The following is a 15,744-nucleotide window of genomic DNA, read 5'->3' on the forward strand; positions in this document are numbered from 1 at the left end:
TTTGTTTTCGATTTAATAACAGGTTCTATATAGGCGCAATGATAGGAAATTTGATTAAGTATGCAGCCAATACGAAGCCTAGACCCCTGCGCCTCTTAAAGCTTGCGGAGTAAGAGGGGTAATCAGATTCAATAATGATCTTTTTTGTTTTTTTAAATAAAGGATCAGTTAAGTGAATTTTTAAAGTATGTAAAAGTTGACAAATTGCCAAAAGGTCTTTGTGATCAATTGGATAATCCAAAACTGACGACAAAAAACTCGTCAAATCCAAATCGTTTCTATTAATAAAATTCTTTTGGATACCCCACTGAAGTAGATTGCTTAGGCTTGGAATATGATTTGTTTGGATTTGTTTATAATTAATATTGCTTAAGAAAGTACCAATTACATTTTCTATTTCTAAAGTATTTTCATATTTATCTAGAGCTAATTTCAAGAGAATAACTTTATAATCAAAAGAACTGCTTCTATGTGTCATTTCTATCTTTTTTTGCAATAAACTTCTAATTATTTCTTTAGTTGTAACTAATGGTATTATCTTATTTTTTATTAAATTATTAAGATTAACAAGAGATTCAATTGTATTTAGTGAATACATAATACAAGCTATAGATGCTGGATCTCCAGAATATTTTCTTAATACAAAATCACCCACTGAAGGGTTAAAAAGATCGTATACTGTTTTGCCTAGATCAGTAATTGTTCTATTAAGCAGGGAACCAACTATTATCTTTAGGCAGGACTCAATGTCTATCAATTCAATTTTTGCCAAATTCGCTTTGCTATTTACTAATTCTGAGAACGAACATTTAAGATCTTGCTCCTCAATTTTTCTACCATTGTAAACCACCAAACAAACAATAAGCCGAGAGAATTCATCAATTTGGTTATCGAAAACATGTGTCCAAATATCAGTCGGATTTTGCAATGTGTTATAAATAAATGGCCAATATTCAGAAGAAGTTAGATTTGATATCTTATGAGTATCTGTGATAAATGAAATCAATCTCGGATTAAAATTATGATGTTTAATTATTATTCTATATCTCTTGTCAAAGTATAATTGTTCTATAAACTGCTCAGATAGATCACTGAACCATATATGATTATACAAAATCTTCGCTTTGTCGAAATAAGATAGAGAGGAGATTTTTATCTCAAATTCATTGCGATCAACATTTTCTATTAAAAAGAGATCACTAAGACGTTTACCTTGATTTAAAATTGTAGTTCTCGATGTAAGTATAAATCTTTTATACTTATCATTACGAATTCGTTTGATAAAATTAATTACGTGGGAATCCTCGTGCCTGTTGAGAGCCTCTAAGAAATTTCTACCAAGGAAATCATCGAAATAAAAAATTTGTTTTTTCTTCGTTTGAAGAGCAGATTCCGCTTCTGAAATTGAATCTTCAATGTAGCAAAGCTCAAAATCCTTCAAGACAAAATATAGACACAAATGATCAGCAAGAGTTGTCTTTCCAACTCCGGGTTCTCCTGTGATAATTACTGTGTGAACTTTATCAAGTTTCTGAATTGCTTGATCATGGTTTGCTGTTAAAACATACTTCGGTGTGAAATCCCTAATTTCTTCAAGTTTAAAAGTACTTCGTCCAATTATAGCATTGTTTAATAATGACCTGAGGACACTTATACTTGAAAGCCATAATTTATAATGTTTTTGCTCAATTTCTGGATATTGAGAAAGCAAATCATTAAGATCTTCTTTTCCCAAAATATCATTTTCAGCTATCACAAATGGAGATAGCATTTTTTTTATAATTCTCTTGTTGTTTCTCGATAACTCAATTGATGTTACAAGGATATATCTAGAAGGGTTTAATTTTTTTATTTTATTTAATTCTTCATTTTTTATATGCCTGACTAATGCTTGCAATCCTGACCGAGCCCAGTGCTTACATTGAATTACAACTTCATTTCCATTTGCTGCAAAAAATCTGCCATCTACTCCGCCATCTTTCCCTGGTTTAAATCGCTCTATCCTTTTATTTTCTGTCTTAGATAGAAGATCAACAGACAGCGATTCAAATTCTTTGTCATTCAATTTTGTGAAATCGTATTCATTCATGATTTATATAGATAATCGCGGCGCTGACCATAAGCGGGAACCGTGCGAGCAAGCGCTGCTTGATTGTGCGGTTTCTGCATTCCGGTCGAATGATATGCAGAAAGATGACATCATTAGGGAGACCTTTGCCGAGAGCCTTCCAGAGTTAAGATATTTCCAATCAGTCTTTCCAGGTCGATAGATATCTGAACTCTGGAAAAATCGATATGAACGTTTTGCCTCACTGTACTCGCGCTGTTTGCTGGGGCCAAGTACAGGCGATGGTTATACACTTTTTATTTGATTTCCTATGTTTTTCCATTGCTCATTGCTTAGCAACGTGGTTTTCAGCACCGGTATATCAGCAATATTTTTTATAGCTTGTCTAACTGGCTGGATAAGTTGTTCAGGAGTCCATGGGCTAAGCGTTATTTTTTCAATAGAGTCAAGTTTGATGGAAATTTGTTTATGGTTTTTAATAGTTATTTTATGTTCATATATAATTCTAAATTCTTTCTCGTCTTGATAAGGCAACCTTTTTATAAATGGCATCTCTGATATTGTAGGAGGGCTATCTTTAATTTGTTTGATGCGTTTATAAGAAACCTGATTGCATTTTGTCCCACTAATGTTTTTCACATATTGCAACAGCTCATCTTTTTTGAAGACGACACATACACCGCTTGATCCTGATGAAAAAACTTTCCAATGATGATACGTCTCACCTTTTTCAGTGAAACACAAACCTAATAACGTTTTTAGTCCTTTTTTGTCTTTATATTTTTCCATAAAGAATGAATCATTTTTGTCATCCCAAGTTGATGGATCTAGCAAAGTAATTCTTTGGTTTTGCAAAATATCAAATAAAGAAGGAAGATTTGTATACCTTCTTAAAAAATTGACTGGTGTTTTTCTCATATCAACCCTTATAAACGCCCTGCTCTGGGAAAAAAAGGAGCGCATCATGTTTTGTCCCTAGCAGCAATTTGTTATTAATCTATCTAGGTCCTCTCAAAGTCAAGATATTTCCACTAAGTCTTTCCAGGTCGATAGAAGAGATGTGGACTTTTGGAAAATGTTAACATCTCATGCCTGACCCTGTCTTTGACATCATGCTGTCTAGCATTAACGATTTAACCCCAGTTGCCTAGACTAGACCCTTCTAATGAAAATTGAGCCAAGAGTAACCGTAATTTGCTATAATTCCGGCCAATATAGCAAATATGTACGATCCCATTACAACTAAATAGCTGCGTTTATCAGACCTAATCTTCTTTGTTCTGTGTTTTTCAGATTCCTTTGAAAGCACCAAAAATGAAGACGTTCTTGTTTTTGTAATTATAAGTGAAACAACCGAAAAAATTGGTCCAAGAAACAGTAATAAAATAAGCCATGGTTTTTCGTCTTTAGTTCCAAGAGCATGAAGAATAAGAGTCTGGCTATTAATTTTTTTATCTAATAAATCCAAAGTTATACCGCTATTACTCTGGATTTCTAAAAAACTTTTATACAGATTGTTAATTATAGCAGCCAAATCACCTGATGTTGAAAGTATTGGATATATTAGGCAAAATACGAATATTCCTGCTGCAAGAATATATCTAGTTGTGTTGAGTAATGTATCTTTTATCGAACTTCCTCGAATTATCTGATCGACCTGATTCGATATTATTACCTCTAAATCATCTCCCCAGGTTCTTTCAGTATGCTCAATATTGAAACCTATAGTGCTACGCTCATATACGCCAATTATGGATTGAAAAAGCGTATTTTTAAATTTCAAATCAGACTGTGCATTAAAGCCCATTTGTGCAGAAAACGAAATTTGCTGTTTCTCCGGATAACTTCGCCCTGGAAATTGAATTAAATAGCTCCATATCAATTTAATGCCAATAGGTATATTCTTTTTTGTTTCATTGTAGGTTTTAAATGCTTCAATTGTGGTTAAATTCCTTTTTAAACCATTCCCAAAGTAGATAACCGCTGAGAAACTGACAAGATGTGCATCAGCTTGTTGATTTATTCTTTGATGCAGTAATTCATGCAGATTCACCAACCAAGCATGATCAATATCGAAGTTTGCATCAATTTCTCTTTCAATTGATTGTTGTTGCCCTAATAAACTTGAAATGAAATTACCAAGATCTTTACTCTTTAATGGCAACACTATTGATGTTCTTTCATTATCATCATTTTTATCAATTAATCTATTCTCGATCACTACATGCTCCTGTTATAATTGTGAATTGCTATAAGAAATTGGGCTATGCAAACGATTTATGTGCTGTACCTCTACCAAATGTTTATAAAAATAACGAAAATAGCCAATCATTGGACAAAATAGTGAAGATGCCTGAACGTAGTATTTACCGTTCTTACGGTTCTACGCCGTCTGCCCCTTTGCCTTTATTTCAAGAGCTGTATTGTGTAATATTCAGCCATAATAATATTTGTCGTTCGTATAGGTAAATTCAGCACCGCATCTATTTTTTCAACAATTTTAAATTTTGTGATAGTTTTCTAGCTATCGCCATATTCCAGCCCGACTTGACAAGTCAAAATCCAATGGAAGGCAAGTTTCTAGCTGGTTAACCTGTATTATGTTGGTGGTATCTAGAAGCCTGATATCTTCAACTTGCTCGATTTATCATTCAGCAATGCCTCTGAACCTTGCTTTTCCAAAGTCAAGATATTTCCAATCGATTATAACCGACACAAACTATTACAAAATGGGATCGTTCCCAGTTGTTGCTTGTACTTAATTGCTTCTGTTTTTCCCGCATGCTAAACAATGAACGTAAGCTCCATATCTACCAAATTTTTGCGTTATAATTCCTCCACAACTGCTGCAACATTCTGCATTGCCTCGTTCCCATCGCCAATATTTATAAGTCTGAATACAAGCCCAACCAATAGATACTAAGCAAAACAAGGAGAAAATTAACGGGGCAATTTTCATCGATTGATCAACTAACCCTTGGAACAGTGGTGATCCTGACATGCCATTCGGGATAAAAATGGCCAAAAATAAATAAGTCACAATTCCCAATAAAAGTGAAACTAATGGTTTTGAGTATAAATTTAATAGCATTCTTGTTTTCATTTTTCATCTATTCGACTAAAGAGTAGTTCTAGCGATCTGCATATTATTCCGCATTGGGTGTTACACAGAAAGATGCCATCGCTTTTGAGACCTTGATCGAGTTGTTCTTCCAAGGTCAACATCTTTCCAATAGTCTTTCCACGTTCAAAGATATCATGACTTTGGCATCAGCAGACGCTGGCTTTTCGGCGATCCTCTGGATGCGGTTGTTGATCCCGTACCTGTCTTTGTGGAAAATCACATGGTCCTGTCTCAGCTAAATTGGTGGTAGAACCTTGTACGCAATGTCAATCTGGTCATCACAGGACCCGATCTTATGCCAGTTTTTATTTGATATCACCCTGCAGACAACACAAAAGCGTGTGGAGACGAAGCGGTCACTCAAAACCATTTGAAACTTCTCACCGGTTATACGTGGACCGCCCACGTTCGCTATTAACCACTCAACTTCATACTGGTCTGGACTAAAGGCAGGGTCAACCTCAACTGTGATGGAAATGGAATCCCCACACCGTAGATAGCTTTTCTCATCCTGAGAGTAATCGACCATGGCAGGTCCATCGGGATGGCGGTTTGAAGACGAAAGATAGACCACATGCCCGAGCGAGTCCAGAATCCTGACAACCGTCGGGACGTTGTAGAGGTTTGCCATGTTATTATTAGCGTAGTAGGTCTTTAAGCCCTCTACCACATCCATTGAGTAACAGAGAACTCGATAGGCATCGTGAACAGAAACTGGATTGGCATGAGATAGTGCGTTTCGCGGTTTCACGAGACGGCTGAGAAATGTTCGTGTAGAATCGGTCCCTTTTGGAAAAATATCACTTAATGCATCTGCGAAGTGCTCCTTGTACAGAATAGGGTTACATATTATCTGGATCTGGTCTGTCAAGAAGCTGGCATCAATCTGGCGCACAAATCGCGTAGACTCTTGTGATTTGCGTTCGGCAAGTATTTTGGCAAGGTCCGATTTGATAACTCGGCTTCCATCATCTCTCTGAGCGTTGAGATAGTCCTGCCCATATGCCTCGGTTAATTTGTCATCAATGAGTCTCCGAAGCCAGAGTTCAAGCCCTTCAATTGCACGCTTGCAACCATCCCGCATTTGGGTTTCGGATATTGTGTAGAGCGGCATACTTATCTCCCCACCCCTAAATAGATCCAGCCGAGTAGGCCGACATGGGGTTTACTGGTTCCTGTATAACTCTCATAAATGAGTCATCATTTTTGAAAACCTTATCGGAATCCTTCAATGGTCCACATATTTCCAACCAGTCTTAACTTTTCAAAAATGACCAGTGACAATCATAACACAATGATGCAGAAAATCATGTAAAATGGTTACATTCTCCAAAATATCATTTTCCTCCCTTAATAGCGCACTTAGCGACGGTGCCAAGGCTCGGAACAGCTTCTGGCACCTGCCGTCTCTGCAAACAACGGTGCCATGACGAAACTCTCGATCCTCCCCTCCGCCCAGGTTTAGATAATGTACACAACACGTCCTCAAGCTTCGGCTCAAGAGATCCATTTTCCGCGCCCTACCCTGCCTTCAGGAGCGTTTTTGCCGACGCAGGCGATATTTCTGTCACAGCTATAAGAGGATGAACAGAGAGAGTTCCCGACAAGCCGGCGGCTTGTACCTTGTACCTGCCATGGTTATTTTTTAGCTGAGTCGGCGTCAACTGAGAAAGAGAGGGTATCATGGATGAACATTGCCGAAAGGCTTTACAGTGCCTGGCTGCAAATGCTGCCGGATCACACACCAGCGGCAGTTGTAAGATCGAAAACGGGGATGCCACGGAGGTGGAATTGCTCGATTCGTACTCCCGGGCAGTAATCACCGTAGTCGAAACAGTGGGCCCTGCGGTTCTGATGGTTTCGCGGAGAAAGGCCGGCAACGGCAACGCCTCTGAACAGGAAGGCGCGGGCTCCGGGGTTGTTATCGCACCGGATGGCTATATCCTCACCAACGACCATGTCGTTCAGGGAGCAGAAGCCCTATCGGTCACCATGCAGGACGGAACCACCCATAAGGCGGAGCTGGTCGGCACCGACCCGGCAACGGACCTGGCGGTCATCAGGGCCAGTGGCTCGAATTTACCCTATGCGGTACTCGGAGATTCAAGCAAGCTGAAAGCAGGGCAGCTGGTTATCGCCATCGGCAACCCGTTCGGTTTCAACTCCACCGTGTCGACAGGTGTGGTCAGCGCCCTTGGCCGCGCCCTTCGCAGCCGGGAGGGGCGGCTCATCGAAAATATTATCCAGCATACCGCGCCACTTAATCCCGGCAATTCCGGGGGGCCGCTGGTCGACTCGCGCGGCAGGGTTGTTGGCATAAATACGGCGATAATCGCCATAGCGCAGGGCATCGGCTTTTCCGTTCCCGCGGCCACCGCCAACTGGGTTATTTCGGAAATACTGGTCCACGGACGGGTCCGGCGCAGTTTTCTGGGGCTTGCAGGCCAGCAGCGGCAGCTTATACGCCGGCTGGCACGGTGGCATAACCTGGACAACAATTTCGGCGTCGAGGTGGTCGGCCTCAACGAAAACGGCCCCTCGGCACGGGCCGGAATGAAAAAAGGTGATATTATCGTCTCCATTGGCGGAATCAAGACCGAAACCGTCGACGACCTGCACCGCACCCTCTCCGACCGGGCGGTGGGAGAGCCGATCAACCTCGTCATACTCCGTGGCCCGGAGAGCATGGTCCTGAATATTACCCCGGTGGAAGCGGTGCCGTAAGAGAGCTCTCCGGTACCCCATCGGCAAGGAGCCTGTCCCTTGCCGGCCAATGGAAGGTAAGCTGCGGGAAGGGAATTTCCCAATTATACGCCGTGGCGGCATCGACACACCACCTTTGGATCGCCCTCTCAAGCCGGGAATAAATTTCGGCCTGGTCCCCCTTAAAATCTGCCAGCACCGTCAGATCGAGCGATGAGGCTCCGGCCTCCTTGAATTCGACCAGCAGATTCAGGCAGCTCCCGGCATACCCTTCGGCCTCCATCTTCTCCTCGATAAAGGTTTTCAAAAGAGCCGGGATGGTGGTGGTCACCTGAGCCTGCAGGTCATAGCTGACTCCGAAGGTCACCCGCACCCTGAAGTTGCGCGAAAGGTTGACCAGATTGTGGCTCAGGAAGTCGGCGGTCTTAAAGAGATATCGTTTGCCGCCCCGCTCCACCGTCTCAACCAGTTCATGGCTGAGGCTGACCACCCTGGTTCTCGGGCTGTCACCCACCACCACCCAATCGCCTTTTTTGCAAGGGAACCAGGGTTCTTCGGGGGAATAGGGTCTCGAAACCAGGCCGACAATATTCTCGATCGGCAGCCGCAGACGGACTCCCAGGGTCGGGTTAAACAGACTGCAAAAGACATGAATGGTTTCCACTTTCCAGGGGACATCGTGCAGCTGCAGCCTTTCTCCTTCGCGCACCGAGCCGGCATTGAGCATCAGGCGCCCCTGCTGCCAGAGCCTTGGCACAGCCTGCCGTACGGTCCAGGACAGACCGAGAAAGAAGACGATGGCCATACTGAGCAGAAACCAGTCTTCCGCCTGATAAAGCACGAAAAAGAGACCTATAATAGCCGCCGCAACGATGAAGACACGCAGCGAGAGATCAAGGAGCCGGATATGAAAAGGCCGTTTTTCCAGTTTGGCTCCGGGCAGGAAACGGAAAATCAATCGATACAGTAAACGACCCAGGAGCAGCACAGAACCAAAGGCTATCACGGCCATGGCAAGATAGAGGCCGCGAACGCGGAAAAAATTACGGATGGATTCGCTGGAACTCTGGACGAGGCTGACCTCTTTATCCTGCATCTGGCTCAATTCGAGCTCGGCCAGCTCCAGTTTGCTGCGGACCCTGTTCGCCACATTTTGCCATTCAGGGAGGAGTTCCTTGATCTGTTTTTTAATGTCCGGATCCGTGGTGGTCTTATACAGGCGATCAAGCTGTCGGACGGCATTGGTGGCAACCGGCTGTATACTCGATAAATCGCTGATGGTATCCTTGAGTTTGGTCTTCTGCCGGACACGGACTGTCAGCCGCTTGATTTCTTTGATGGCCGGCTCTATGAGAGTCGTCATCTCATCTTTCCAGCTGAAATTTTCCTGTTTTTTCTCGGCGAAAAGACCGACATCCACCCCGGTTGCTATGCGTTCGAAATCATGTGATGAATCGGACAGCTGGCGATCCAGACGACTCAATTCAGCCTCCAGGCTCTCCTTTTCCGCAGCAGACGGCGTTGTACCGATTTTTTCACGAATCACCGCCAGCTGCTTCTTCAGGTTGTTCTGCAACTCCACGAGAGAGGTCAACATGGCCAGCGTTTCTTCCGGCGACGCCTGTTTGACGAGCGGGATATTTTCCGACGAGGGCTCATCTGCCGGATCTGCGGCAGCAAGGGGACGAATTAGAAAAAAACTAAAAAAAACAAGCAACAGCAGTGGGTATGGATGTCGCATATCAATTGCTCACTCGGTGAAGGATTATGACGTTTTGTCGCGTTCTCATGGCGCGAACTCTTCCCCCTGAGACATGTAAATACTGGCACCGCCACTCGCTTTGGCACGATACATGGCAACATCCGCACACTTCATTAACTGCTTTTCTTCTGTTCCGTGATCGGGACATACGGCAATACCACAGCTTGTGGAGATGTTGATGGTGTGGGATTGCAGCTGGAAAGGCAGACAGAGGGTCTGTTTTATTTTCTCGGCGACACTGATGGCATGGAGAGAGGTATCGATGGCCGGTAGCAGTACCACGAATTCATCTCCCCCGAGACGCACAACAGTATCGGAATCCCGCACGCAGTCGAGCAGGCGTTCGCCTACCGCCTGGAGCAGCTGATCTCCAACGAGATGTCCAAGGGTGTCGTTGACAGATTTGAATTTATCAAGATCAAGAAAAATCAAGGCCAGCTTTTCCCCTGTGCGGCGGGACTGGCGGATGGCCTGGCTCAGGCGATCTGCAAACAGTGTCCGGTTGGGCAGACCGGTAAGAGGGTCGTGATGCGCCAGCCAGGTGATCCGGTCCGCCTCCGCCCGGTACTCGGTGATATCATAAAACCCGGTCACCTGATGGATAATATCGCCGCCTTCGTTTCGAACCAGGTTAATGGACTGCCAGGCGACGAACAGCTCGCCATTTTTGCGGCGATTGCGAATTTCACCGGCCCAGTGATCATGTGCCGCAAGCGAACGATGCACTTCCATCTCAAGCTCACTCGACTGTTTTTCAGTGAACAGTTGCTCGGGAACACGGCCGACAGCTTCTTCTGACGCATAGCCGGTGATCCGGGTAAACGACTGGTTGACGGCAACGATCAGGTTGTCCGGATCGGTTACCATCACCGCCTCGGAAACGGTGTCGAGAACAGTAGCAGCAAGCCGTTCCCGCTCACGCTGGCTTTTTTCAACCCGTTCTGCCGCAAAGCGCTGCTGCCTCCGGTACAGTGCCGCCGCCAGGAAAAGAGTGCCCAGCAAGGCTGGTCCGACCAGAAACAGCAACCGCCTGCTCTCGTTGCGCCAGCTGAGCAGAGCACCCTCCCGATGGAGGTGGGTGACCACCAGCAGCGGGTACTGGCGGGTGGCACGAAAGGCGGTGAAGGCTGCAGTCTCCCGGCCGGTCCTTTCTTCGAACTGGCCAATCTCGGTCTGCGGCAACAGCGCACGGAGTTCCTTCCCCGCATACGACATACCGGGTTTTACATGATCCCCGGTAGATAACAGCACCACCAGGTCATACCGCAGCAGATCAACGCATCCCTTTTCAGGCTCAAGCCTCTGGGTGAAGTAGTTGATGAAAAAATCAGGGTTGATCGCCGCCAGCAGCGTGATCCGGCGCGTCCCAACTTCAATCTGGTGCTGTACCGGGATAAAACTGAGATCCCCGGCTTCGATGGGGCGATCGGCAGTCGTCGGCGCCCCTTCAGCAAAATCCCGTCCTGACCAAGGTCGACCGATGCGAAGAACAGTATCGGATGCAGGTAAAGGAGGCACATAGTCGGCGCTTGGAATCTGCAAGCCCAGGTTAGCAGGATTGGAACTGCTGACAATCCTGCCATCCTTGCCAAGGATTGACAGGGAACGCAGAAAAGGAGTGTAACGCAGCGTTCTTTCAAAAAAATCTTCAATGTCCCCGGTAGACTGTTCGTCAGATCCAGCGGTGATAAAACCGGCGAGATCCTCCACGGATCCAAGGCTTCGGGTCAGGTGATCCTCAAATGCACGAGCGTGCATGGCACTGTCGGCAAGGGCCTGGTGTATCGCCGTCATTTTCAGCCGCTCGATCAAATAGGCTACACCCAGGCAGATACTGAGGACAACGACCAGCATAACCAGCAGAAAAGCAAAGTTGGCCCTCAGGATTCGAGGCAGTTTCATCACGACAGGGGACAATTTCAATTCTTCAGATTTACAATCGGTTCAAGATGGTTGCGTCGCCCTGCATCCAGCAGCCGGCCATCGCTTTTGATGTCACGCACGAATTGTTCGACGCGCTCATGCCAGCGGTCATCTCCAGGCTGCATGGCATAGGCATAGGGTGTCAGGTGAAAAACCCCGGGAGGAGACACGAGCCGCGCCCAGTCGACATTCGCCAGCATTCGCTGGCTGTAGGGGTAATCTGTCATAAACACATCGGCTCGGCCGGACTCGACCTCCTGCTCCCTGGCAAAAGGGGTGTCCAGAGCAACCAGCTTTGCCTGGCGGAGCCGTTGCCGCATGACCGGTTCGTGATAGGTCCCCTTCGCCACAGCCACCACAACCCCCGGCTGATCGATATCGGCCCACTCTTTAATACGGCGATTACTGCGCGTGGTAACGGCATAGATATCACTCTGCAGATGGGGCCTGGTAAAGCGCAGTTTTTCGGCGCGAGCCGGGGTGATGCCAATGGCGAACATGGCAATGTCGCAACGGTCAGCGGTGATATCCTCGATCAGCCGGGCAAACGAACTGTCAACGAAGGTGACCCGGACACCGGAACCGAGGTCCTGCGCCAGCTGCCGGGCCAGATCGATATCAATACCGGTAAGCTGCTGTGTTTTGGGGTTGCGGTAGGTGATGCCGTAATAATCAGGCCAGATACAGACACGCAAACTGTGCGACTGCAGCACTCGCGTCAGCCGGTCGGCAGACTGCCCGGCAAGATCGGCGGCCAGGACGGGGTTGACCGCCAAAGCCAGCAGCAGCCAGAAAAAAAGTATTCGCGACATGATGAAGGCCCGATAAGTAAAGTGGACGAAAAAAGTGGGAGCCCTTTTCTGATAAAGACGCAGCTCCTACAAAGTATCTTGTTCATGCCACGGTCACAACATTTTTTTGCATATCTGCCGGGCGGGGATGATCAAGAGCAGTGCATCAAGACGGCATCCTGCGCGAAGGACCTCCAGAGGCAGACATCCCCCGGCAATCGCGCAATACACGGGAAAAATAGGAGTGAGACAGGCTGTATTGCTGCAATACTTCAGGAAAACAACCTGTCACGAACGAAAGGCTTACTTCACCTGCTGATTGGCGGCGTTGATATAGGGTTGTAAAATCGGTACCATTCCTTTTAACACCTGGAGAGGCAGGGCTGAAGTAAAGCTGAAAGCCTTCGCGGAGTTGCCACTGACAAAGGCGGTCAATGTGCCGAAATGATTATCGCCCAGGTAAAAGACAAAGGTTGCCGTCCGGTTCAGGGCCCTGGATGAAGTTTTATGCCCGTAGGAAGATGAGGAAATGATCCGGTTATCTCCGGTACCGGTCTTGCCGCCGATCAGAAACGGGCTGCCGTCTCCCTGCTGAAAGCTGTTCGACAGACGTTTTGCCGTGCCCTCGCTGACGACCTTGCCCAGGGTTTCTTTCAGGATTTTTGCAACTTCCGGGTGCATGACCTGAGCAGTCTGGGGTTTTGACCGTTCAACGATAGTTTCATACGGTGTGTCTCTGGCGAACTCCACCTTGGTAAACCGCTGCGTCGGCAGACGTTGCCCGCCATTTAAAATAATGCCCATCAGGTCGGCCAGGGCCGCAGGCCTGTCGCCGGAACTCCCCAGTGCGGTGGCCAGCGACGGGACCAGATGATCAAAGGGATACCCCATCTTCTTCCAGCGCCGGTGAATATCCGAGAAAGCGTCGATTTCCAGCACGGTCCTGACCCGTGAATCCCGGGCATTTTTTGCTTTGGTGCGCATCAGCCAGCCGTACACCTCCCGTCGGACCTCGGCGCTTTTCACTATGGCATCTTTCAGGGAAGTCTCTCCTGGCTGCCGCAGATAATCGAGCAGCCACAATTCCAGGGGGTGGACCGATGCAAGATAGCCCATATCCTGCAGGTTATATGCCCCCGGCTGATACTTTTCGTACATCGACGCCAGCTGTTTGTCCGTCAGGGTCGTTCCCGGCAGCTGGCTGCGGATGAAGCGGTTGTACGCAGCCTGGTCAGCGTTGGGGAAAAGATGACGATGGATAACGGTGAGCCGCACAGCTCTTGGCGTAATGCCGGCCAGGAGTGTCTCCAGCCGCTGATCGGCGGTCATATTCTGGTATTTGGTCCAGAAACGCGACAGAAAAACCCTGCTCTCCTTATCAATGAACTTATCCAGCATCGCCTGTCGCCGGGGATCCTTGTCATTGTGGATAATCTGCCGGTTGTTTTCCCATTGATTGGCCTGGGTATACCGGACGATATCATACATGATCCGGATAAATGGCAGATTGATGGAATACTGCAGGGATTCCGTCACCGTGACTGTCCGGCCGTTATCCTCTTTTCTGAAGTTACCGAAGGTATGGATGCCGCCGCCGGTAAAAAACCTTTCCCCTGGATTGGCAGAATATTCGCGCAACATGGCCGCCTCGAGCATGGGTTGCAGCTGCAGGGAAGGATTATCCAGCAGTTTGATGCAGGCCCAGCGGGTAAGGGTATCTGTCGCCTGCCCTAATTCTGCCGTGATTTCCGCGGGTGATCGTCCAGATAAGTTGGTATGCAGCTCGGCTATAATTTCAAGATAGGTGGCCAGAGTGCGCAGTTTGGCCGTCGATCCCAGCTCCAGCTTGCTGCCCTCGTTGATGTCAAACGGCAGGTCGGTGGTGTCCGTCTGCACCCTGACCATGTTGCCCTGCGGTGTCTTTTCGAATAAGGTGAAACTATAGCTGAGCGCATCGGTCTGATCTGCCGCCAGCAAAGACTTGCCGAGGAGCCCATACTCCCTGGCAGTCTCGGAATTTTCAAGGCTGTTCAGATAGAGGCTGACCTGCTCCTGTAAGCGACTGTTTAACGTCGTGGTTACCGTAAGGTCCATCCGGTCGAGGGAGTATAACGAGGTATCGAAAAGGGGTCCCAGGCGATTCCGCACCACGTTTACCCCTTTATTGTTGGCGATCTGCCGGACGGCACTTTTTTTACTGAAGTCTCTGAAAAAGATCGGCTGCACCTGGGCGGCCTCGCTGAGGGCCGTCGAAATCGCGCCCTCCTGGGCCAGGAGCCTGACATAACTGTTACAGACCACCGCCAGCTCCTTGCGTCCTTCAACCAGATAGTAAGAGGGCCGCCTATGGGCAATCATCAGGCTGATCACCTGTTTTATTATCCTCGCCTGTTCCTCAAGTTCCGCCCCCTGCGGGTTTTTAATGTTCAACAGCCGGTTCATTTCGTCAAACTCGGTCCCGAACCAGACATAGAGCCCATCACCCAGGCCGTTTACTTCACCAAAACCCGGCGCGGCAGATAGAGGAACGGAGTTGATATAGTCGAGTACCAGATCACGCCGGTACAAAGAGGTATCCTCCCCGTCCTGATACGCCCGTACGCTGGCGGAGGCCATCTGGATCAATTTGTCTTTGGCGGACGAGGTCATGCCATTGTCGGAATGACGGAATTTTTCAATCTGGGTTGCCAGGGTGCTGCCCCCCATTGCCGGCGTATCGATATTCACTAATTCTCCGGCCTGGAAAACAAGCGCCTTGGCAAAACGTCCCCAGTCGACCGCCGGATTTATTTTGGGATACTGGTCGGACAGCAGGTTGCGGTTTTCTATAAAAAGCAGCGCCTGGATAATTTTATAGGGGATATCAAAAAAATCGTTGTACACCCGTTTCGGATTGACCACCCGGAACATGGATTCATCGGTTGTATCCAGAATCTCCAATCCGGCCTGACTTTTCTCGCTGTAGGGAATATAAAAACCCATTTCGGCATAATTGCGCAGGCTTTCATTGAATCGGGCCTGCCTGGTGACCACCATGCCTTTCTGCTGCAGCTTTTCGACAAGAGACGGCAGCTGGACATAGCCAAGACGAAGATCGTAGGGGCCTTTTTTGGGAAAAACTATTTTATCACTTGGTCCATCCGCCACGCGGTAACGCAATTTAGCCGCATACTTGCTGATAAATTTTGACTGCAGGGTGGACGATTGTATCTCATAATATCCAACAGCCAGGGCGGCACCGATGAAGATAATCATCAGAAGCAGCAGATACGGCCAGACCCGGGCAGTTTTCTTTGGCTTCACCTTGGCTGGTGCCGGTGGTGCCTTGGAGGATGCATTCTTTTTTGCAGTTCGGGTATGCCGTGCTGGAGCA

Annotated in this window: 10 protein-coding genes; 1 reads left to right on the forward strand and 9 read right to left on the reverse strand. The window is 47.1% G+C overall.

All coding sequences use genetic code 11. The features are described from left to right. Positions 1-25: 25 nt before the first annotated feature. From FCL47_RS20450 to FCL47_RS20470, 5 genes are all read right to left on the reverse strand, one after another. Entirely contained in the window at positions 26-2,089 is a 2,064-nt protein-coding gene (locus FCL47_RS20450; RefSeq protein ID WP_136815582.1) for a restriction endonuclease, read from the reverse strand. 264 nt (positions 2,090-2,353) lie between these two features. Continuing rightward, the gene (locus tag FCL47_RS20455) at positions 2,354-2,986 is read right to left on the reverse strand and encodes a DUF2971 domain-containing protein (protein ID WP_136815583.1); all 633 of its coding nucleotides are present in this window, start codon (positions 2,984-2,986) and stop codon (positions 2,354-2,356) included. A 244-nt stretch (positions 2,987-3,230) separates the two neighbouring features. After that, positions 3,231-4,289: a hypothetical protein gene (locus tag FCL47_RS20460; RefSeq protein WP_136815584.1), complete on the reverse strand. Its 1,059-nt coding sequence runs from the start codon at positions 4,287-4,289 to the stop codon at positions 3,231-3,233. 537 nt (positions 4,290-4,826) lie between these two features. Beyond that, positions 4,827-5,171 (reverse strand): hypothetical protein, encoded by a 345-nt coding sequence (locus FCL47_RS20465; protein WP_136815585.1) that lies wholly within the window; start codon positions 5,169-5,171, stop codon positions 4,827-4,829. Positions 5,172-5,427: 256 nt separating this feature from the next. Continuing rightward, a complete protein-coding gene (locus FCL47_RS20470) occupies positions 5,428-6,306 on the reverse strand; it encodes a Swt1 family HEPN domain-containing protein (RefSeq protein ID WP_136815586.1) in 879 nt (292 codons plus the stop codon). Between the two features lie 569 nt (positions 6,307-6,875). On the opposite strand from FCL47_RS20470, the gene FCL47_RS20475 reads away from it, so the two are divergent. Then, positions 6,876-7,916 (forward strand): S1C family serine protease, encoded by a 1,041-nt coding sequence (locus FCL47_RS20475; RefSeq protein ID WP_136815587.1) that lies wholly within the window; start codon positions 6,876-6,878, stop codon positions 7,914-7,916. Here the strand turns inward: FCL47_RS20475 and FCL47_RS20480 are convergent. From FCL47_RS20480 to FCL47_RS20495, 4 genes are all read right to left on the reverse strand, one after another. Continuing rightward, positions 7,891-9,636: a mechanosensitive ion channel family protein gene (locus FCL47_RS20480; RefSeq protein WP_136815588.1), complete on the reverse strand. Its 1,746-nt coding sequence runs from the start codon at positions 9,634-9,636 to the stop codon at positions 7,891-7,893. The genes FCL47_RS20475 and FCL47_RS20480 overlap by 26 nt on opposite strands. A 45-nt stretch (positions 9,637-9,681) precedes the next feature. Beyond that, entirely contained in the window at positions 9,682-11,559 is a 1,878-nt protein-coding gene (locus FCL47_RS25490) for a diguanylate cyclase domain-containing protein (RefSeq protein ID WP_136815589.1), read from the reverse strand. A gap of 17 nt (positions 11,560-11,576) precedes the next feature. Continuing rightward, complete coding sequence (locus FCL47_RS20490) at positions 11,577-12,392, reverse strand: ABC transporter substrate-binding protein (RefSeq protein WP_136815590.1); 816 nt, start codon at positions 12,390-12,392, stop codon at positions 11,577-11,579. 282 nt (positions 12,393-12,674) lie between these two features. Next, a complete protein-coding gene (locus FCL47_RS20495) occupies positions 12,675-15,626 on the reverse strand; it encodes a transglycosylase domain-containing protein (RefSeq protein ID WP_136815652.1) in 2,952 nt (983 codons plus the stop codon). Between the last annotated feature and the right edge of the window lie 118 nt (positions 15,627-15,744).

The organism is Desulfopila sp. IMCC35006 (assembly GCF_005116645.1).
GTDB lineage: Bacteria > Desulfobacterota > Desulfobulbia > Desulfobulbales > Desulfocapsaceae > Desulforhopalus_A.

Bases quoted from the DNA above. Each gene is read 5' to 3' on its own strand.
- FCL47_RS20450 (WP_136815582.1), bottom strand. From the start codon at position 2,089: ATGAATGAATACGATTTCACAAAATTGAATGACAAAGAATTTGAATCG.
- FCL47_RS20455 (WP_136815583.1), bottom strand. From the start codon at position 2,986: ATGAGAAAAACACCAGTCAATTTTTTAAGAAGGTATACAAATCTTCCT.
- FCL47_RS20465 (WP_136815585.1), bottom strand. From the start codon at position 5,171: ATGAAAACAAGAATGCTATTAAATTTATACTCAAAACCATTAGTTTCA.
- FCL47_RS20470 (WP_136815586.1), bottom strand. From the start codon at position 6,306: ATGCCGCTCTACACAATATCCGAAACCCAAATGCGGGATGGTTGCAAG.
- FCL47_RS20475 (WP_136815587.1), top strand. From the start codon at position 6,876: ATGGATGAACATTGCCGAAAGGCTTTACAGTGCCTGGCTGCAAATGCT.
- FCL47_RS20480 (WP_136815588.1), bottom strand. From the start codon at position 9,636: ATGCGACATCCATACCCACTGCTGTTGCTTGTTTTTTTTAGTTTTTTT.
- FCL47_RS25490 (WP_136815589.1), bottom strand. From the start codon at position 11,559: ATGAAACTGCCTCGAATCCTGAGGGCCAACTTTGCTTTTCTGCTGGTT.
- FCL47_RS20490 (WP_136815590.1), bottom strand. From the start codon at position 12,392: ATGTCGCGAATACTTTTTTTCTGGCTGCTGCTGGCTTTGGCGGTCAAC.
- FCL47_RS20495 (WP_136815652.1), bottom strand. From the start codon at position 15,626: ATGATTATCTTCATCGGTGCCGCCCTGGCTGTTGGATATTATGAGATA.